The organism is Sphingobacterium alkalisoli (assembly GCF_005049105.1).
Classification (GTDB): domain Bacteria; phylum Bacteroidota; class Bacteroidia; order Sphingobacteriales; family Sphingobacteriaceae; genus Sphingobacterium; species Sphingobacterium alkalisoli.
The window spans coordinates 1-19,251 of the sequence record NZ_SUKA01000002.1 but is presented as its reverse complement, the minus strand read 5'-3'; the positions used below and the strand labels follow the sequence as shown (position 1 = coordinate 19,251).

Genomic DNA, 19,251 nt, shown 5'->3' with positions numbered 1-19,251 from the left:
CTAGTAGATTATCGTTGGCTTAATAAATACAACAGACACCACTTTGTTCATCGTTTTTTTCTTGCTACTAAATATCCAGCGTAGTACCGGGATACGCGACAGGATTGGGATACCAGAACCTGAGTCACTGTTCTCCAATCGTTCGATCCCTCCTAATACAATCATATCTTCATTCCGTGCCCGGATAATCGATTCAAATTTACTGGTCGATGTGGGTGGAGGCCTGTTTTCTGCCGGTGTACCAATAAAATCTGTAATATCAACTTTGATGTTAAGGGTGATCTGGTCGTCTGCCGATACCACCGGGCGGATGTCTATCTGTAAGTTAGCTTCTACTTCGGTAAACTGCTCGGTAATGATATTCTGCGATTGCAGTGATGGTATCACATTCTGCGTCTGCGTCCGGTAATAGCGCTTACTACCAATACTCAGCGATGCTTCGTGTCCATTCAGCGTTGATAGCTTCGGCACCGAACGCATCTCTACATTTTCATTTGCTTCGAGTGCCTTCAGCGTAACATAGAAGCTTGGTGCCACCCTGCCGAGATTGAACGAATTATTATTTCCAATTTGTGATAAAAATCGATTAATGGAACCTGCACCGAAGGTAAAATCCATACCCGAAAGCAGTGTACCTCCCGTATTTATGGAATCCGACACACCTGCTGTAATACCCGTCTCCACTGTTGTTCCTTTTCGTATATCCATTAAGGTCACCTCGATCAGCACCATCGGCACAAGTCTGTCCAGTTTGTTGATGAGGTTTTCAATTTCATTAATCTGCGGACCGGAGCCAGAAAGCAAGAGCATATTCTGCTCCTTGAATTCCTTAATCTCTACATCCCGTTTCCAGTCCATCGGAATCATCGCTACCAGTGTATCAATAGAGCGATTCTTCACATGGATAATCTTGCTTGAACGCAGTCCTTCTACCTTACGATCTCCAATCAGGTAAGTACCGTTTTCGATCCGGTAGGTATATGGAGTGCCCTGAAAGATCGACGACAGGAAACTATCAAAGGTGATGTCCTTCACGCTGGTGCTCACCTGCCCCTGTATATCCGAATAGATAAAGTAGTTTATACCGGCATCTTCCGCCGCGCGCTTAATAAGGTCAATGAGCGATGAGCGCGTTGCCTGTATGGTAAAGAGTTTACCCTGTGGGCCGCTATTTCCCTGTTTGTAAACGGTAAAGTTTCCGCCCCCCTGTTGCATGCCACCCATGCCAGGTTGTTGTCCACCCATCCCTTGTGTGCTATTGCCCCGGTAGCGTACCGCTGTCTCCTGACTGTCGTTGATAAAGAGCTCTTCGCCCGGCACCAGCGATTCGAAAAGATATATGCCATCAGTCGTCTGATGATAGCGAAGGCTATTGGCATACGCCAGTTTTTCCAGGGCCACATCAAACGGTGACGCGGTCATATAGCCCGAAACCGTCTTCCCTTGTAAAGAGACAGGAACCACAACATTCCTACCCGATATTTCCCCGATCTTCTTGGCTACATTGGCCAACGTATCGTTATTCAGCTCATAGCTCAGTGTATTATCTGCCGCATTATAGGAAGCTTTAATCTCCCGCTTGGGAATAACAGGAGCTGCATTGCGCATGGCAGAGATACTCAAGATCGATCCGATCACATTGATATCCAGCTGATAAGTCTTGCTCAGGAACAGCAATACATTAAGTGCCGTTTCACCCTGAAAATTATTGACAATCTGATGGTTGATATTTGGATCAATATTGATGTTCAGTCCGTTGGATTCGGCAAGTGCGCGTACAAACTCCTGTAGCGAAGCTCCGGAAACCGACAGCTTCACCTTCTCCTGCAATCCCGGTACGGAATAGCTGAGCGCATTTAGCCGTTGTTCCACCTGCCGATATTGATCATCGACACTTTGCGCACGGACGAAAACAGTGGCAAATAAGCATATACAAATAATAAAAAATCGCGTCACAAACATGGTTAATAATTAAATAGTAGCGGATAAATTTCTTCAATACTGGTCTCTTGATTAGCAAACAGGTCAAATGCATTCTCCCCAAGGGTCTTGATTTGTCGTTCGCGCAACAGCTCTTCCACTTGCATATTTCCTTTCTTTACCTCCATGGCCAAGTCCTGATCCAATGGGATAATCTCGTAAACTGCCTTCCGTCCCTTATAACCGGTATAGTAACAGGCTGCACATCCCTTGGGCACCGCATGGCGATCCACGGCATAATACGGAATAAATTGTTTGGGATACAGTCCCTTTTCAATGGGCTGCTCCTCCTTGCAATTCGGACACAGTAAGCGCACCAAGCGCTGTGCCACCGTCGTGTTGAGGGTATTCGCAATCAGGAAGCCGGGAATCCCCATATCCATGAGGCGCGACACCGTACCCCAAGCCGAGTTGGTATGTATCGTCGACAACACCAGGTGACCCGTCAATGCCGCCCGGATAGCCATATTCGCCGTATCCGGATCACGGATCTCCCCCACCATAATGATGTCGGGATCCTGACGTAGAAAGGTACGCAGCGCTGCACCAAACGTAAGTCCGATGTTCTCGCGCAATTGTACCTGATTGATACCTTCCAGCGTATATTCGATGGGATCCTCTATCGTGAGGATATTCGTTGTCTCTTTATTGAGATGTTTCAGTGTAGCGTAGAGTGTTGTCGTCTTTCCCGAACCTGTAGGACCCGAGATCAATACAATCCCGTTGGGCTTTTTGATACCGTGCAGGTAATTGGCATAGTCATCGGCGGACATACCCAACTTATCCAGGAACACATCCCCTGCATTGTTATTGAGCAACCTCAACACCACTTTCTCTCCGTGCAGCGTAGGCAACACCGATACGCGGATATCAAACTGCTCTTTGCCCTGCGTATAGTTGATACGTCCATCCTGTGGCAGGCGTTTTTCGGCAATATCCATATTCGACTGGATCTTGATCTTATTGATCAGGGCAGGATAATCGGTTTTGGATAAGGTATACCGCTCCACCATCATGCCGTCGATTCGGATCCGGATACGTCCCTTTGTTTCAAAGCTTTCGATATGGATATCACTACTTTTCAGCTGTTTGGCCTCCATAATCAGGCGATCCAAAAAATCAGCATTAAAGGCAAGTACTTTCGTTACCGCAGATGCACCTTGGGTTTCTTCAAAATAATATTTCTGCAGGTAGGTATCCAGTATTTCGGGCTCCACCTGCTGTAGCTCGTACGGCATATCCAGCACCATATTCAGCTCCTCTTCCAGTGGTCCGGTCAATACCGCATCCGTACATAACACGAGCTTGTCCTGATCCAACCCAATAGCAGCGATACGGTAATGCCGAGCCAAGGCCCGTGGGATACGGTTGGCGATTGCAGAATCTATGTACGGTACTGTGATGGACATTTGGTCGATATACTAGCTAAAAAGTTTAACGGTTAATACGCTGTCTAAAGATAGGAAATTAATCCATTCCAGAAACAACAAAATAATCAGGAAAATTGCCTGTAGTCCGGCCAATGGCACAGTGGCTGTCTGCTTACGCATACCGATTACATAAATCAGCAAGGCAAACCCGATCGAAACAATCATAAAGATGATAAATCCCGGCAGATCCCATAGTAACGCTACACAAGCGATAAACACGACATCTCCCCATCCCAGGTAACGATCAAAAATCCAGATCCATTTCCGTTCCTTCAAACAAAAATAGACATTGAGCAGGGCTAACTGTAACACACAAAAAACCATATTGACAGCAAATCTGGAAGCTACCTGATCGAATGCTTCCGACTCTAAGACCATCCCTAGTAAGCTACCGAACAATCCGATAAACCAATAGATATGAACCGAACGGTTCTTAAAATCTTCATAGGCTATACCGAGCAGGCAACCGACCGTTAAGATAGTCGCAATCACTAGTCGGCGGTCACTTCCCGTAAATTCTTGTCCTGGTCGATTTCCCAGACGTTGAACGTACCATCGCCATCGAAATCCACCACCGCCGTAGCCCGTGCCACGAAGGAATTATGGTCGGCTTTCACCACGTCTATACGGTAATTTGCTTTGCCGTCATTGCCATCTGTACTGAGCTTTTCCTGTATAAAGCCAATTTCTTCCAGGTTAGCACTGTATTTCGATTTTTCGTAAAAATGGTTCTGCTGCAGTGTCTGCACATGTTGCAGTTGCATCTTAGCTTCCGTACTTTTCGCTTTGGTAATCAGAGGAAGTAGATTGGGGAGTGCCAGGAGAATCAAAATCCCGATGATAACCAACACTACCAATACCTCCGTAAGTGTATAGGCCTTAAGTTTCAGCTTCCTAAAATCTGTCTTATTCATAACTAACGTTAATAGCATAATTACTGCAAACGAAGATAGGAAAAAATGTAAAGAAGCCTAAACAAAATATCACGAAAAACGGCCTATTTTAGTAAGGCGTTCTAAATTTGGCAAGCGCTTCTTTTCCAATCACGAGGTTGTTCAGAAGCTGGCATTGTTAACGCCCATATAGCGATTCTATTTGCTATTATAACTTCCGTATCGATAATAGGATTCAATACGGTTATCGGCAGAAGAAAAGCAAATATTCAGGTTGAATTTGACATCGAGCTCCCGTATAAAAGCGTTATATCGCTTATCAAAATGTATCCATGGAGCGCTTTCTTCACGAGTGTTTAAAAATATCCCCTGATAATAAAGCTAAGATTAATGTAATTATCTGCAACCATACCCTGTAATTTTATCTCCATGAGATCAACCGAATCTTTTTAATTGCGTAATTAATTCCATATCTCGCTTCCCCAATATTCCTTGATGACAAATTTTTGCGAGTATTCATTCACTAACGATCTTAATATAAGCTTATCAGTAGAAATAAAATCGATATTCAAATGACCTGATATCTTGATTATAAGCGGTAGCTCATTGTGCGAAATATCTAAATTTTTATATAATATACCATCTTCATCAAATACTTTATAAGGATAAGAAATAATGTCTTCGGAATAAACGATCAAGTCCTCTCCTGTAAAAGTTAAATACCCTTTGAAATTATTCGATATGTTATTTTGCTTAAACAGTAAACGTAAATTAACGAGAGTTTTGGCATTAGTCGGGAACCAAGGCATATCTTTATCATCATGGTTTACAATCCATCTATCTTCCCTACCAAACCTTATTACCACATCTTCAAACAATGAACGATAGGTATTGAGAAACTCTGTAAAAGAACAGTCTCTATCTCTATATAATTGAAAAGAAATACCTTGCCAGTGAGAACTAATGTTATCATCGTTTAAAAAATCAATATAATATGTTCGATCATAAGGTAGAACTGCCAGGGTATCTGGAATAAAGGATATCATATCAAGAATTCATCTATCACTTCACCTCATAACAAGAAAGTTCATATAAATTGTTTTCAAAATCTAAAGACAATGGCTTATCTAAAAATGGAATTAACTTTTTAACCTGACTTTCTGTTAAGGTATAGGGGTCGTAAATTTCATCTGGAAAATCATCTTCATTTAGAATTAAATCGTCTAATATATTGAGTATGCCATCCGCGTCAAGTGATATAATATACATATCTATATTTAATTCATCGTTTTTCCGATATACTTGTATTGCTCTTTGTATTTTCATCAACTTTACTTAAAAATATAATAATAAAAACTATATCCAGATTGATTTACACGTCCATATAGCGATTCTATTTGCTATTATAACTTCCGTATCGATAATAGGATTCAATACGGTTGTCGGCAGAAGAAAAGCAAATATTCAGGTTGAATTTGACATCGAGCTCCCGTATAAAAGCATTATATCGCTTATCAAAATGTATCCATGGAGCGCTTTCTTCACGAGTGTTTAAAAAAATTAAACCTAAAAATTCACAATGATATTTTTGTGTATAAACTTTTAAAATAGACGTTTTAGGTTCCAATGCATCCAAAATTTTATTCATTTGTACTTCAAACGGATCCTTATTAGAAAATGCCATACCAAATATCCAACCATTGTACTCCGCTAAAAGCGGCGGGTCCCCGTCTATTAACAACCCTTTGGTATATACTTTTTGAGGCTTTAGAGCCAAGGACGCGGATATAATCATATCACTGACATCTTCGTAGCCCCAAATACAAAAACTTAGATTCACATAATTTTTATCCATGTATTTATAGTAACTTTTAAAATTTTAATAAAATCCAAAAACTGATGCAAGGTCGCGCAGATGCATTTGCTAATCTTCTTCGTAGACAATATGACTTTCATCAAGCAAAGGAGGGTAATAAATATCAAAATCGAATTCTGCATCTACTTCTCTTACGAAATCATTGTACCTTTGATTGAACTTTATAACTGGATTACTTGGCAGATCTTCCAATAAGAAGATTGCGCACGAAAATTCACATTCATATTTTTTTGCATATCCCTTCAATATAGACATTTTGGGCTCCAACACATCTAAGATTTTATTCAACTGCTCCTCAAAACTAGCCCGATTATCATAGGATGTTCCGTAAATCCATCCATTGTTTTTAGATTTTCTAGGATTATTTATGCTCATCGGCTCTCCTTTGACATAAACCTTCTGAGGATCTAGCTCCAAAGATCTCGAGATTTCCATATGACTTAAATCGTTGTATCCCCTGATAATAAAGCTAAGATTAATGTAATTATCTGCAACCATAACCTGTATTAAATTCTGTTAAATAATAATTTCTGACGGAGACTAATATCTATAACCATTCTCTTTTATACCTTTCGCCAACTATAATTTACCACCTTGTTGATATTGAGAACGTGGGTCGAGATTCATGATTGTTATGTTCATTATAAAAGGTGTTGCAAATCTATTAAATTGATTCAGTAGTTTATATGTTCCATAAAATAAAGAAGCTCCTATACCAACCTGTACTGACAAATTTTTGAGATTATATCCTGTCCATTCTCCCATTACACCTTTACCATATTTAGGTTTTTCATAGACATTGCCTTTTTTATCTACCCATAAATCGTTACGTCCTCCTCCTCTACCATTCATACTTTTATCCCCATGTCCCCATCCTTGTCTTTGGATTTGCTTAATTTCACCAGGAGTCAAAGGTCTGTCTTGATTAGGATTTCTATTGGGATTAGGGTCATCTCCTTCTTGCTGACTGGTTGGATTATGCAACAAATGATTAGCCCCAGCAACAATTGCTCCGGTCGAAGCACCTTGCCAAAAGCTACCACCTGACAATCCTGACGCAACTCCACCCGATACTGCAGAGGTGAGGATTTGACCAGCCGGAGATATACCCGAAGTTGCACCAGCAATAATATTACTAGCCGCGCCGGTAATTGCCCCCGTCCAAAAACTCCCCCCATTTATGGAAGAAACAGCTCCGTTCCATGCGCTATGACCCAACGTTTGAAAAATAGCACCTCCAGTTTGTCCAATAGCACCACCAATAGCACCAGCAGCGGAACCGATTCCAAAACTGACCGCACCGGAAGCAGCACCTATAGCGACACTTTTGCCGAACTGCCCCCAATTCCAGTTGTCAAATCCTCCGTCACTCATAGATGTTTCTGCTGCATAACTAAGCGCGCTCATCCCAACTCCTATTGCGATAGCTTTAGCCAAATATGCTAATGCAGGAATAGCAAAAATAAACTCCCCATTCGGATCTACATACAACGCAGGATTATTCCCCATTGCCAGATACGGATTCGCAAACTGTGTCGCCGGATCCATTGCAGACCAACGCCCAATAGCAGGATCATACATCCGTGATCCATGGTCAAACCAATTTAACCCACCCTGATCATACAATTCCTTGTCCGAATATAAGAATTTACTTTTCTCTCCCGAAATATATGATAGATGGAGATTAGCATCACCGTACATTGGCAGTCCGTAAGCATAATAACTGTTCTGCTGTATAACCTTGGCAACCGTTTGGTTAACATTTGCCGGATCAGGTATAAAGGTAACACGCACGTTATTCAGATGATCCTTGATATCATATTCATAAGTGTAAGTTGTGCCACTCAGTCTGGCCCTGCCTTCTCCTGTATGGATAAAAGCGATCTGCCCTTGCTGGTACTGAATCCCATCCAAATAGTCAATTGTATAGACACTTGCCCCATTCGTATACTTTGCTTGTAGTTTTTTTCCAGTACGATCATACAGTATCTCCAGCTTGTGATTTGTACCGAAGCTCACCTGATTGATCAAATTAAAATCATTGTAGGTAAGACTGATGGCTTTATTGAGGTCCTGTATCATGTTGCCCTCGGCATCGTAAAAATGTTCTTCAGCCACTTTTACCTTATCATCGTAACCAAGCTGTTTACTCGCCGACGTACTGAGGTCATCGATCTTTTTGGTCCGGTAGCCGTCATAAGTAAAGGCCAGGTTATCGATCTGCTGAACAGAACCTCCCGTAAAAGCATTGCGCTGTAAACTGTTTATATTACCGTTAATATCATACGACAAAGTTTCATTATGCGCATTATCCACTGTACCTCCCTGTTCAGATATCGCCGATGTCATCCTATTGAGATCATCGTAGCGGTATTGGTATCCCATTTTTGGTGGGGCTACGGATTGCGCCGGAACCTTACTGGTCTTCCAGCGGATATTGGCAATATTTCCGTTGTATTGTGGAGCAATAGGGTCTTCATGGTAAGCGATCTGCAATCCAAAGAGATCCAGATTACTGTCATTATCCCCGTCATTGAGAGCAGATGTGCCAACCAAATCAGGATCATTAATCGATTTGAGCTGCCCCTTCTCGTTATAACGGTAGTCTATACTTTGTAGGTACTTGGTTTGCCCCTGCTTCTGATGGAGCTTCTTGTCGACCACCTGTCCAAGTTCATTGTATGTATACGCAGCCAAGGTAACCTGATCCTGTGTATTGATTTTCTGCTTGACGTTAAGCAAGCGGCCCGTAGGGTCATACTCGTGTGTATTCTTAACCGTCAGCAGTAAAGCAGAACTCGGATTGTAGTGTGTTCTTTCGGCACTAATCAATTCGCCAACAAAATTATAGCTATTGTTAACTACCTCGCGCCCGCCGAGGTGATTCCCTGCCTGCATTTGAATTACCTGCCCATTTAGATCATAATAAATCGCAGACCAGAGTGCCGTAGTGGTACTATTCATTGACCAAGTTTTACTGCCCGTTAGCATACCGGGCGCCTTGGTGATCTGTACATTTCCTGTATAGCTTTGGAATGCGAAGTTCGCCGGTAGGCCAGCTATATCATATGTGTCGTAGTAATTTATCAAATCATAAGATGAAGTATTCGTAGGCCACGATATGTTTGTATATCCGTGCGTACTTACATTTGAATTTCGCGACTCCCAAAATACCGTCTGTCCGTCTAAAACAGTCTGAAGTGCAATACGTGATATCGCCAAATTATTATTTGTCCACGTACCTGTAGAGATTACCCTTCCATGAGCATCGTATTTATTAACCTTCCACTGATGTAAATTGCGTTGATTGGCCCCTTGCGAGGCTACCAATTGATGACGTTTGTTATACACAAAATATTCAACCCCTTTTCCAGGTTGTTTCACTTCTACTTTCCGTCCATAATTATCGTATTGGTAGGAATATCCAAAAGTACCAATCTTATTTGCATCAGGGGTACTGGTGTCGGGATCGGTTCCCGGCGGCAGTATAAAGGTTAACCTGCCCCAGTCATCATATACATAATAAGTGGACAGCGTGACCAATGTAGTTCCGGTTTGCGTAAACGCACGTTCCAGTATCACCCTTCCACTTTTGTCCGTGAACTTTTCAGTAGTTCCAATCTTTCCATCCCCAGTTGACCAATTTTGATCTTTTACAATATCAATCACCAATTGATGATGCCCGTAGTCACCATTCTTGACCAAAGAAGGCGTATTTGATGGATCCAGAGAAACGATATATCGTGGAATACCGGCACCGTTTACCATGCCTTCAAATTTTACAGTATGCCCTGACCCTGGAATACTGCCACTTAGCGGTTGCCATTGGGCACCCGGTGTCCCCTGCTCTTTAACCCTCGCCTGGGGAGATAAATCATACACCGTTGTTGAGTAGGGATGGCTATTTGTCGACTGCCCAAAAATACCTGCGGTATAAAATGCCTTTTGTTCAGTGACCGCATTAGTCTTGAAGAATCCATTACCGGCACTATTTGTTGTATATGGAAGATAGCCGGTTGATGGCCTACCGTAGGTATCGTAAACAATGGGAACCACTACATCCTTATTTGTCACCGACCCTTTTATAGCGATCTGTTGTGCAGGCCGGCCGAAACCATCGTAGTAGGTTATCTGGCGTGAAGCCTGCTGTACCGTAGGATCAGCAACCGAAGTCGCCACAGGAGTATTGTAAGCGGTCGTTAATACATAATTCCGATCACTTGAATACGCATTACTACCGTTATTTGGCGTAACATGAATAAGCACACTATAGCCCAATGGAATCCCGAAACCAGCCGATAGGGTGACACTTTGGGTGCCGTACAGTTCGGATTGTCCACTATAGCTAGTAAAAATTGGATTTGTTCCTTGAGCCGCGATCTTCCCTGAGATCAAGCTTAATAAAGCTATTAGGCGAAAACCTATATATATCCTTTTCATAGACTACTAAAGTTATACGCTGTTAATTAATTCGATAGTTGTGTTTGTATTCCTCAATGATATACCCGTTATTATCCCGAATACGCAGCAGACGCAGTAAACCATCATATTCATATGAAAGTGTTTTCCCCAGCGGGTCAGTTTTGCTTATAACGCCCACAGCAGGTTCATAAATACTGGTTGAGACGAGAGCGGAAGCAAGTGCCGTGTTGGTACGCAATGGTGCTAAAAAAGCGGTAACCTGTGCCGGTGTGGGCGCATAATTCGCTGCAAAATTATTTACACTAGTTTCACCTCCTAAAGCTGCTACTACCGTTGCATAACTTGCATTGTGGATTTCTGCTATAGGATAGGTATTATTATAACCATAAATAATCACCGTCGGCACGTCATATTGCTTCTGTGAGGAAACCAGATTTTCTATAGCATTGTATGTATAATCAATCTTGTCCACTAGTGTGCCACCTAATCGGCTTTCCGTACTGGTTAAACGTACTTTAAGAGGGCTTGTACCGGCAACCCTACTATACTTGTTTTCCGATTTCGTCGTTTTACCATTCAAGGTTACTTCTTCGGAATATGGCGCAGCAAGCACGTTAGACTGTCTGTGTGTTAAATTTGCTTCATAATCCGCTAGATTACTGGCGTCGGGTAGCAGGGTTATCGGATCTGCACTATAATAAGTTGTCTTCGTTATTAAATTTCCCTTTGAATTTATGGTCGATGTCGAGCGCGGTAAAAAATAAGCATTGGGAGAATATGTATATTGCATACTGGTAGATATCGAATTATTATTAGAAGGGTCTATATCGACACGTGTTACACCTTGCAGCCTATAGTTTTCCCTCCATGTCCAGTAGTTATATTTTATCCAACGGCTCAGGTCATAGCCTGGCCACTGGAAGTAAACCGGAAAAACCTGAAAACCAAAAGAATGCTTACTTCTTACACCGCCGAAAGTTTGGTAGTTATAAGATTCGTCGCTTATAATTGCGCCCGCTTGATTAAAAGTTGTTTGCGAGACCAAAAAACCTCGCTTATAAGCTGAACTGGTAATTCCTAAGACATTCGGCGGCATCATTGGTCCGGAACCGGCAGAATAGCTCCAGTTTGTAACTATGTCCGGAAAGGCATCAAATGTATTAAAAATCGATTCAACATAGCCTCCGGTGGGAAGTATGGTCTTCACAAATAGATAACCGATAAATACGCCGTTAATATCGTATACATTGGATAGTGATTCTGAAAGATTTAACAGCAAAGGCGTGCTGCCATACATCGATTCAACCGTCAAATTACTCCAAGAGTCCGTGGACGCCTGCCCGAACGATCGCCAGTTGGTTTCGTTTTCGTAAATATAGGATGTAACCATTGCTTGACTAGAGGGATCATTTCGTGTAATAGATTCCACGCGTAACCCTCCCCCACTGAATTGCCTATCTAAATTGAAACTGTAGTATTCGTTTAGTTCATAATTTATGCTTGTACTGAGTCCTCCAAGATCATCGATCCTAGTGAGGATATTCGCTTTGTTACGATCTGTATTTGGATTACGAAGAGATGTAAACATTAAAGGGTCTGCTCCACTCGCCATATTGTTATAATATCCCCAATAATCGAAATGGTCAGACTTACGCGATGGCAATTGATAGGTATTAAAGTAAGTAAACGTTTTGTAGGGCAGGCCTCCGACAGGCGTATTCTCTCCACCAATCAGCTTAACATTATCTAGACGCAGCCTTAGAACGTTTCTATCTGTAGAAGGTGCACCAAAATAGGATGTGTTGAACTGGTAGGTATGTAGTAGCTTCGTTGTCGTGGGCCCCGTACGGCTACGCACCTGAATAGTATTCAACCTTCCCGCGTTAGGAATATCCAAACGGTCGAAGGTATACAAAAACGCGATCTCGCTGATCGAAGTTTGGATTTTGGAAATTAATTTTGGAGAATGAACCGTAGTTGTCGTAGAGTCGTCTCTCCTAGCCTGCCACGCGGAACCGACCTGTAACTTCGAAGAATGATAATGCTTCTTAATCATATTACTTGGTGATGCCTGATAGATAAATGTAATTTCTTCACGGTTATTATAAGTAATGATCTTATTTAGAAACCATGTACTCTTAAATGTATAGGAATTACCGCCCAGTAGTTTAGCTGTTGTTAAGTCCTGATACGCCGATGTGCCGCCAAACAGGTACTTGTTGCCGTATTCGTCAATAACGGTAAAACCATAGCCCTCCGGAGAATGTACAGAATTGAAAAAGATATGCGGAGTTACCGAAAGGCCTGAGGAATTTGAGAAAATTGCGTTTCCGTCTTTATCGAAAACAAATTGTGCACTAAAGAAAGGCGTAGAGATCATAAATAAGTCCGGTTCACCATCCGCAGTCGGATAGTACACACCCCCGTCTATATTAGATGGCAACGAAGTACCGTAGGTTCCCCAATTAAACAGCTCGTCCGCCCAACCATTTCCAGTCCCCCCATAACTACCTAAATAGCCTACCGTATTCAAATCATCAGGGGCACCCCTGACGACTCTCGAAATATTACAATTAGCGGAAAGCTGCCAACCCAAACCGACCTCCGAAGCGTAATCCTGAACCCTAACACCCTTTCCTGCTGTATAGTTCAAAGAGACAGGGATAGCAAGGTCTCTCCCCTGAACCGATCCCACCGGTACGGAAGCTTTTAACATCCCTGTATAAAGATCAACGTCTGTTTGGCTAGTAGCGTGTCCAGGACCACCACCTGCACCAAGGAACGAAACCGGAGGCTGCTGCGCTCTCACCAATGTTGTAAAAACGACGATCACTGTAAGTGTAAAAAAATGCACTCTTGTCATCTGTCTCAGGCGATCTCGTAAATTTATTGATAAACTCATCTTATATTAGTTTGTTCGTTATCACTCCTAACTTCAAATAATTGGAGCATGAGTCCCCATTGGAATATCATGAAGTTTTTATAATGTGTGATCGTAAAAATCCCACAAAAGACGGATTTTATTTCTTCGGTTCAAGCGCTGCAATGTTCCGCTGCAGACTTGCATCTTCTTTTCTTGCTGCACTCTTACCTTCTACCTGCTGCAACCTGCTTTTAAGTTCTTCTATAATAGCCTGCTGTTCCTTGATCGCCTCTACCAGATAAGGTACGATCTGACCGTAGGACACCGATTTCAGTTCGGTACTGTCATTGTTCGTTTGAACTACCTCCGGGATCTCCTTTTCGAGCTCCTGGGCTAGAAAGCCTATCTGGTGCTTGACTGGCTGGCCGTTGCGTTCACTGCTATTAATGTCTTGTTTCAGGTCATAGATGTAACCGTTTAAGCTCAAAACCACCTCAAGAGGCGATTTTCTGGCAGTCAGATGTCCGTCGTTGCTCGATAGTTTCTGGATATTGGTTTTAAGCCTTTCATCAGACATGGTATTAAAAGCCGACGCTTGTATCGGAATGTGCCCCGTTTGAGCGGTATTATAAAAAACAATTTTGCTATTGCTACAGATCCTTGGATCGGAGCTCGCAACAGTTACATAAAGCGGTGCATTGGAAGAGTAGTTCAGCTGGAAACGGCTCATGTTGATATGCAGCGGGTGGACAGGGTTTTCGGTCCCCATTCCAATTGAGCCGTTTGTTACTATCTTAATCTGTGACTGTGCGACATTAGCAGATCCGACAGCCAGCGCCAGTAGAGGTAAGAGAAAGGGTTTCATAGTATATGTAATTAAAATTTAGTTCTTCATTTAGATACCGTAATTCATCTCAATAGCTACGCCCAACTCGATTAAAACCAACAACTGTCAAATTCTCAAGATCAAAAAAAGTACTGCTTACAACATGACTATCAGGTTATTTAGATTAATAATTAACGTCCTTCAGTTGTCTACCATAAAAGTAAAAAATATTTTCATAAAAAAAATAATAATAAAAATATTTTTCCTGTAAATAAGAAAAATATACATCTACTAAAAATAAACATCAACTTTTATCAACAACAAAAACCGAAGAAAATATCATAACTAACTATATAAAAGGTATTTATAAAAACAACAGGCAAAATATAGTGACCCTAATATTTATCCACTTTTACAAGAACTGATATGTCATAATTAAATAACATTAACAATATTACAACATTAATATCCCCTTAATATGAAATTATTGATATTTTTACAGATAACTTGCAACGTTATAAAGATATTCTCGTACGCTTAACACGATAGGACAGCTAGCACGGACAAAAAAAATCCAGAAACACAAGAGGTCAATATGCTACGTATTATAAAATCAATTAACAATTACAATCTGCAACTTACGGCGATCCTTAGCTGCCTGGTTATTGCATTAAACCTATGTCTACTTATTTTTATTTTACTCGATTACCTGTATGTCGATTTGTTATTTTGGACCACCACATCCTATTCACTGGCGTGGCTGATCTACCTGCTGCTTACGCACAGGCATCGATTTCATAAAAAAGTTAATTGAAAAAGATTGACCAGGTTATAACCAAAATTATTTATCTTACTACCTTAAAATTCTATTACCGTTTCACATTAGAAAACACAATAAATTAAATTATTACCCTAAAAATCTATTTCTATGAGCGCTGATCACAATATTGATTTTGCTAAAGCCAGTTTCAAGGAATTCGAGAGCATTCCTGATTATGATATGCTGAAAACATCCGAGACTTTCAAGGAATTTATGGACTATATGGAAGAAAACAACCATATGAACTTTCGCTTTATTACTAAAGGCTGCGGCCCCATAGTAAACGTGACCACTCCTTTTTTGAAAAAACCGACTGACTGTATCAGTTTGGTTTCAAATGATTACCTCAATTTCACACAACACCCCAAGGTAAAGGCTGCAGCGATAGAAGGAATACAGAAATACGGTACCGGAGCCGGAGCATCTCCGTTAATAGGCGGACATCATGAATACCATGTAATGCTCGAAGATAAACTATCGGCTTTTTTCAACAGGCCGAAGGGGTCCTCTATTGTTTACACAACGGGATATACAGCAAACAGCGCCACGTTATTGACCCTATTAAAAGAAGAAGATTGCGCAATTGTTGACATGGAAGTACATGCAAGTGTCTTTGAAGGGTTGTTTAACACAAACACCAAACGTTTTCCGCACAATAACATGACGTATCTGGAACGGGCATTGGTAGATGCACAATCTAAATATAGGACCAAACTTGTTATTATTGACGGTGTATATTCACAGAATGGCGACTTAGCGAATATGGATGAAATCCATCAACTTTGCCAACAGTACGGCGCTTACCTAATGGTAGACGATGCCCATGGAATCGGTGTAATCGGAGAAAATGGAAGAGGTGCGATCGAGGTGTATAACCTGCTGGATAAAGTGGATATTATTTCAGGCACATTGAGCAAAGCCTTCGGCCATATCGGTGGATTTGTTATATCCTCCCCCGACATTATTAACTTTTTACGGTACCAATCGAGACAACAGGTATTTTCGTCCACCTCCACCCCCGCAATAAACGGACTTTTAAAAGCAATAGATCTGATAGACGAGGAACCACAGTGGCGTATAAAATTAGCGGAGAATGTAGCTTATTATAAACAGGGGCTTCTGGATCTCAATTTAAATATTGGCGATACTGCATCCGCTATTATCCCGATAAAGATCGGAGATCCCCATAAAACGGAACAGGTAGCGCGTTTACTGCTCTCGGCCGGTATATATGCCAACTGTATCGTTTACCCGGGGGTTGCAAAAAAAGATGCACGGATCAGAACCAGCTTGATGGCTACCCATACACGGGAAAATTTAGACATGGTATTAAACGCCTTTGAGGATATAGGTAAAAAGATAGATCTGTCTAAAACAAGATAGATAGCAGGTTTTTTCACATGCCGAATATAAATGGTTAACTTTGCGTTATTAATTAGTTAATAACTAACGATGGCGAGAAAAACATACAAAGGCGAGAAAAACGATAAAGAGCGGACGATGAACAAATTAATTCAGGCCGTAGGAAGCGTCATTGAGAAATATGGCTACACTGGATTGAACATCGCCAATATATCGAACGAAGCAGGCGTAGACAGAAAACTTATCAGTCTTTATTTTGACACCGTGGACAATCTTGTTGAGACATACATCAAAGGTAAGGACTACTGGGTTGCCGCTTCGGTTGGCGCCATGGAAATGCTCGCTAAAACCGCCAATGCCGGTTCTCGGGAGTTTTTGGAAACCTTGCTGATCAATCAGATCGACCACTTCAGTAAAGACGAAGAGATGCAAAAAGTTGTTCTCTGGCAGATAAGTGAAAAGTCAGATATCATGTCGCATGTAACCCAGTCGAGAGAACGCCTGAGCTCGTTATTCTTTCCTTTTTCGGACAGAGAGCTAGCGGGGAAAGATGTGGATCTGAGAGCCGTATCAAGTCTACTCGTCGCCGGGATTTATTACCTGGTTCTTCATGCAAAATCCACGGACAGCACCTTCTGCGAAATAGATCTTACTACTGAAGAAGGAATGGATCGCATTAAGAATGCTGTAAAGACAGTACTGAAACAGACTTACGACGGTGCCAAGGACAAGTAATCAAAAACGCCCTACCTTTTCAAGTAGAGCGTTCTAAATTTGGCATGCGCCTCTAATCCCTGTTCCTTACTTCCGCTTTCTCTGCAGTAGCCGGGTTAACAGATAGCTGACGAGTGTACCGACTACAGCCAGTATTACTGTTTGTAGCAGGTTGGTCCAGGGGATAAGCCCCATAATGCTACAACAGGTACCTCCCAGCATCGGAAACAAACTACCACTGTGGCTATTCATCGCTTTCCTTTTTTCCCTCGTCTTCTTCTGATTCCTCGCCGACATCGATGTAACCAACGATCACTTTATCGCCTTTCCGGATTTGCTCATCGCCTTCGGCTTTCTGCGACATGTCGTCTGGCACCTCCTGATCCCGGATTTCCGATTCCTTCTCCCCTTTATCCAGTACAGATTCGATAATCCCCAGCCCCACGGCTACGTATTTTAAAATGTTCACTGCCTTTCCTGGCAATTTAATTGGTGCCAGCAGTACCACTTGTAGTGCCCGGCTTATTTTGTTTATAATGTTTCTCATTTTGTTTTAGATGTGAGATATGAGATATGAGATATGAGATATTAGATTTGAGAACCGGAAACGGAAATCAGAAATCCGATTCCCCTTCTCGGCTACCCGATTCCCGCTGCCCGATCACTAGCTACCTAACCCCTAACTCCTAGTCACTAGTCACCAGTTACGGCCCTAGCTCCTAACGCCTCTAAGATTGCCGCGTCGCTATGCTCCTCGCAAAGACGAGAAAAACAGTCTAGTCTCTGACTCCTAGCCCCCAATCACTAGTCACTAGTCACCAATTACGGGGCCTAATCACTAAAAACACTTCTGCTTCCATATCCCACAGGCTGTACACCAGTGCTTTCAGCTTATCCAAAGCCTTGCGACTGTCGTCGCCTGTACCTTCCCCAGTGAGCGTCGTAACCGGAGCAATACAACCATGTAACTCTTTCATCGCGCTGTTAGCAGCATGGACCAGTATCGCCTCGCGACCAAGCACCGCCGGAATTCCGATCTGCTCCCCGTGCTTATAGTACTTTGTCTTCTGCAGTTTGTAACGGCCTTCCGGAATACAGCTCAGCCGTTGCAAATTATTTCGCCATGGTAACTCGATCGTATGGCAAATGTGTTCACCGTTATAGGTGATGGTTCCGTTTGTGCCCTTCTCTCCGTATTTCCGTCGGAGATAGAGTGTATGTGTATTCATTTAGTATTGAGTATTAAGTATTAAGTATTAAGACCTAAACCGTCATTGCGAACCGAAGCTTGGGGATATGAGGTGGAGTGAAGCAATCCATAAAAAGATTGCTTCGTCGTTCCTCCTCGCAAAGACGAGAAGAAACATCTCCTAACCTCTAATCACCAGTCACCAATCACTAGTTACCAATCACCAGTTACCAACCACTAATCACCAGTCACTTAACTCACTGTAATTTCGCCTAGGTAGTAGCTACCGGATGTTTTCACGCCATCTCGATTTCCTGTGAATACCCATCCCACGACATTATCCCCTGCATACACTTCCGGAAAGGTCAGATTCAGCGAACCGTCTGCACGTGTACCCGATTCCAGGATACTGAAGAAGGATTTTTCCTTGTTGTACATCAGGAGGATCACCACATCGTCCGAAAATGCGTTGAAACGGTTTGTTTCTATCGTCCAGCTTAGGGATACCTCCCGCGGTGCGGTCTCCTGCCAGCTCACCCCCATCAGGTTCGATAGCCCGCCTTTAGCGATCACCACCGCTTCATAATCCAATGTCTGGTTTGGATAATCGCCCATGATACCATTCGCCAGCAGATGCTGCAGCGCTTTATTGTATCCGGTTGAGCGCCCCTGCAGGGCATCCGAATAGCCCAGATTGAGCAGATCCTTGATCGGTGACAGAAAACTTACACCAAGTGCAAATTTCGCACGCTGTGCCAGTTGATCCGCCGACGCGGGTTTGTTACTTCTTTTCGAAAGGGAGCGTACATAGTCTACATTTCTCCAGCTGCTTCCGATTACGTTGCCTACCTTACCTGAATAGGCGCCGTTGATTCC

17 protein-coding genes are annotated in these 19,251 nt (G+C 42.4%); 2 read left to right on the top strand and 15 right to left on the bottom strand.

All coding sequences use genetic code 11. From position 1 onward, the window contains the following. From FAZ19_RS05775 to FAZ19_RS05725, 11 genes are all read right to left on the bottom strand, one after another. Positions 1 to 1,962 (bottom strand): secretin and TonB N-terminal domain-containing protein, encoded by a 1,962-nt coding sequence (locus FAZ19_RS05775; RefSeq protein WP_373287727.1) that lies wholly within the window; start codon positions 1,960 to 1,962, stop codon positions 1 to 3. Positions 1,963 to 1,964: 2 nt separating this feature from the next. After that, positions 1,965 to 3,389 carry a GspE/PulE family protein gene (locus FAZ19_RS05770; RefSeq protein WP_136819780.1) on the bottom strand — a complete coding sequence of 475 codons (1,425 nt, stop codon included), beginning with the start codon at positions 3,387 to 3,389 and terminating at the stop codon, positions 1,965 to 1,967. Positions 3,390 to 3,401: 12 nt separating this feature from the next. Next, on the bottom strand, positions 3,402 to 3,902 hold the full coding sequence (locus FAZ19_RS05765) for a hypothetical protein (RefSeq protein ID WP_136819779.1): 501 nt from the start codon (positions 3,900 to 3,902) through the stop codon (positions 3,402 to 3,404). Further along, entirely contained in the window at positions 3,902 to 4,324 is a 423-nt protein-coding gene (locus FAZ19_RS05760; RefSeq protein ID WP_136819778.1) for a type IV pilin protein, read from the bottom strand. Before FAZ19_RS05760 ends, FAZ19_RS05765 begins: the two co-directional genes overlap by 1 nt. A gap of 440 nt (positions 4,325 to 4,764) precedes the next feature. Next, positions 4,765 to 5,349, bottom strand: a complete 585-nt coding sequence (locus FAZ19_RS05755; protein ID WP_136819777.1) for a hypothetical protein — start codon at positions 5,347 to 5,349, stop codon at positions 4,765 to 4,767. Between the two features lie 16 nt (positions 5,350 to 5,365). Beyond that, a complete protein-coding gene (locus FAZ19_RS05750) occupies positions 5,366 to 5,572 on the bottom strand; it encodes a hypothetical protein (RefSeq protein ID WP_136819776.1) in 207 nt (68 codons plus the stop codon). Between the two features lie 124 nt (positions 5,573 to 5,696). Beyond that, the gene (locus tag FAZ19_RS05745; protein ID WP_136819775.1) at positions 5,697 to 6,158 is read right to left on the bottom strand and encodes a DUF4279 domain-containing protein; all 462 of its coding nucleotides are present in this window, start codon (positions 6,156 to 6,158) and stop codon (positions 5,697 to 5,699) included. Positions 6,159 to 6,227: 69 nt separating this feature from the next. Then, on the bottom strand, positions 6,228 to 6,614 hold the full coding sequence (locus FAZ19_RS05740) for a DUF4279 domain-containing protein (protein WP_211245441.1): 387 nt from the start codon (positions 6,612 to 6,614) through the stop codon (positions 6,228 to 6,230). Positions 6,615 to 6,758: 144 nt separating this feature from the next. After that, positions 6,759 to 10,619: a DUF6443 domain-containing protein gene (locus tag FAZ19_RS05735; protein WP_136819773.1), complete on the bottom strand. Its 3,861-nt coding sequence runs from the start codon at positions 10,617 to 10,619 to the stop codon at positions 6,759 to 6,761. 22 nt (positions 10,620 to 10,641) lie between these two features. Then, positions 10,642 to 13,503 (bottom strand): hypothetical protein, encoded by a 2,862-nt coding sequence (locus FAZ19_RS05730; protein WP_136819772.1) that lies wholly within the window; start codon positions 13,501 to 13,503, stop codon positions 10,642 to 10,644. Positions 13,504 to 13,621: 118 nt separating this feature from the next. Continuing rightward, positions 13,622 to 14,329 (bottom strand): tail fiber domain-containing protein, encoded by a 708-nt coding sequence (locus FAZ19_RS05725; RefSeq protein WP_136819771.1) that lies wholly within the window; start codon positions 14,327 to 14,329, stop codon positions 13,622 to 13,624. Positions 14,330 to 15,218: 889 nt separating this feature from the next. Between FAZ19_RS05725 and FAZ19_RS05720 the strand changes: the two genes are divergently transcribed. Both FAZ19_RS05720 and FAZ19_RS05715 read left to right on the top strand, forming a co-directional pair. Beyond that, the gene (locus tag FAZ19_RS05720) at positions 15,219 to 16,493 is read left to right on the top strand and encodes an aminotransferase class I/II-fold pyridoxal phosphate-dependent enzyme (protein ID WP_136819770.1); all 1,275 of its coding nucleotides are present in this window, start codon (positions 15,219 to 15,221) and stop codon (positions 16,491 to 16,493) included. 69 nt (positions 16,494 to 16,562) lie between these two features. Continuing rightward, complete coding sequence (locus tag FAZ19_RS05715; protein ID WP_136819769.1) at positions 16,563 to 17,207, top strand: TetR/AcrR family transcriptional regulator; 645 nt, start codon at positions 16,563 to 16,565, stop codon at positions 17,205 to 17,207. Positions 17,208 to 17,273: 66 nt separating this feature from the next. On the opposite strand, the gene FAZ19_RS23795 is transcribed toward FAZ19_RS05715, so the two are convergent. The 4 genes from FAZ19_RS23795 to FAZ19_RS23790 all read right to left on the bottom strand — a co-directional run. After that, on the bottom strand, positions 17,274 to 17,438 hold the full coding sequence (locus tag FAZ19_RS23795) for a hypothetical protein (protein WP_169305576.1): 165 nt from the start codon (positions 17,436 to 17,438) through the stop codon (positions 17,274 to 17,276). After that, positions 17,431 to 17,733, bottom strand: coding sequence for a hypothetical protein (locus tag FAZ19_RS05710; RefSeq protein WP_136819768.1), 303 nt, complete (start codon positions 17,731 to 17,733; stop codon positions 17,431 to 17,433). Before FAZ19_RS05710 ends, FAZ19_RS23795 begins: the two co-directional genes overlap by 8 nt. Positions 17,734 to 18,001: 268 nt before the next feature. Beyond that, complete coding sequence (locus tag FAZ19_RS05705) at positions 18,002 to 18,415, bottom strand: DUF5675 family protein (RefSeq protein ID WP_136819767.1); 414 nt, start codon at positions 18,413 to 18,415, stop codon at positions 18,002 to 18,004. Positions 18,416 to 18,627: 212 nt separating this feature from the next. Continuing rightward, the coding region (locus FAZ19_RS23790; RefSeq protein WP_169305575.1) for a DUF6266 family protein at positions 18,628 to 19,251 on the bottom strand (624 nt) is incomplete at its 5' end.

Bases quoted from the DNA above. Each gene is read 5' to 3' on its own strand.
- FAZ19_RS05710 (WP_136819768.1), bottom strand. From the start codon at position 17,733: ATGAGAAACATTATAAACAAAATAAGCCGGGCACTACAAGTGGTACTG.
- FAZ19_RS05725 (WP_136819771.1), bottom strand. From the start codon at position 14,329: ATGAAACCCTTTCTCTTACCTCTACTGGCGCTGGCTGTCGGATCTGCT.
- FAZ19_RS05755 (WP_136819777.1), bottom strand. From the start codon at position 5,349: ATGATATCCTTTATTCCAGATACCCTGGCAGTTCTACCTTATGATCGA.
- FAZ19_RS23795 (WP_169305576.1), bottom strand. From the start codon at position 17,438: ATGAATAGCCACAGTGGTAGTTTGTTTCCGATGCTGGGAGGTACCTGT.
- FAZ19_RS05740 (WP_211245441.1), bottom strand. From the start codon at position 6,614: ATGGAAATCTCGAGATCTTTGGAGCTAGATCCTCAGAAGGTTTATGTC.
- FAZ19_RS05730 (WP_136819772.1), bottom strand. From the start codon at position 13,503: ATGAGTTTATCAATAAATTTACGAGATCGCCTGAGACAGATGACAAGA.
- FAZ19_RS05720 (WP_136819770.1), top strand. From the start codon at position 15,219: ATGAGCGCTGATCACAATATTGATTTTGCTAAAGCCAGTTTCAAGGAA.
- FAZ19_RS05705 (WP_136819767.1), bottom strand. From the start codon at position 18,415: ATGAATACACATACACTCTATCTCCGACGGAAATACGGAGAGAAGGGC.
- FAZ19_RS05735 (WP_136819773.1), bottom strand. From the start codon at position 10,619: ATGAAAAGGATATATATAGGTTTTCGCCTAATAGCTTTATTAAGCTTG.
- FAZ19_RS05760 (WP_136819778.1), bottom strand. From the start codon at position 4,324: ATGAATAAGACAGATTTTAGGAAGCTGAAACTTAAGGCCTATACACTT.
- FAZ19_RS05770 (WP_136819780.1), bottom strand. From the start codon at position 3,389: ATGTCCATCACAGTACCGTACATAGATTCTGCAATCGCCAACCGTATC.
- FAZ19_RS05775 (WP_373287727.1), bottom strand. From the start codon at position 1,962: ATGTTTGTGACGCGATTTTTTATTATTTGTATATGCTTATTTGCCACT.
- FAZ19_RS05750 (WP_136819776.1), bottom strand. From the start codon at position 5,572: ATGTATATTATATCACTTGACGCGGATGGCATACTCAATATATTAGAC.
- FAZ19_RS05715 (WP_136819769.1), top strand. From the start codon at position 16,563: ATGGCGAGAAAAACATACAAAGGCGAGAAAAACGATAAAGAGCGGACG.
- FAZ19_RS05745 (WP_136819775.1), bottom strand. From the start codon at position 6,158: ATGGATAAAAATTATGTGAATCTAAGTTTTTGTATTTGGGGCTACGAA.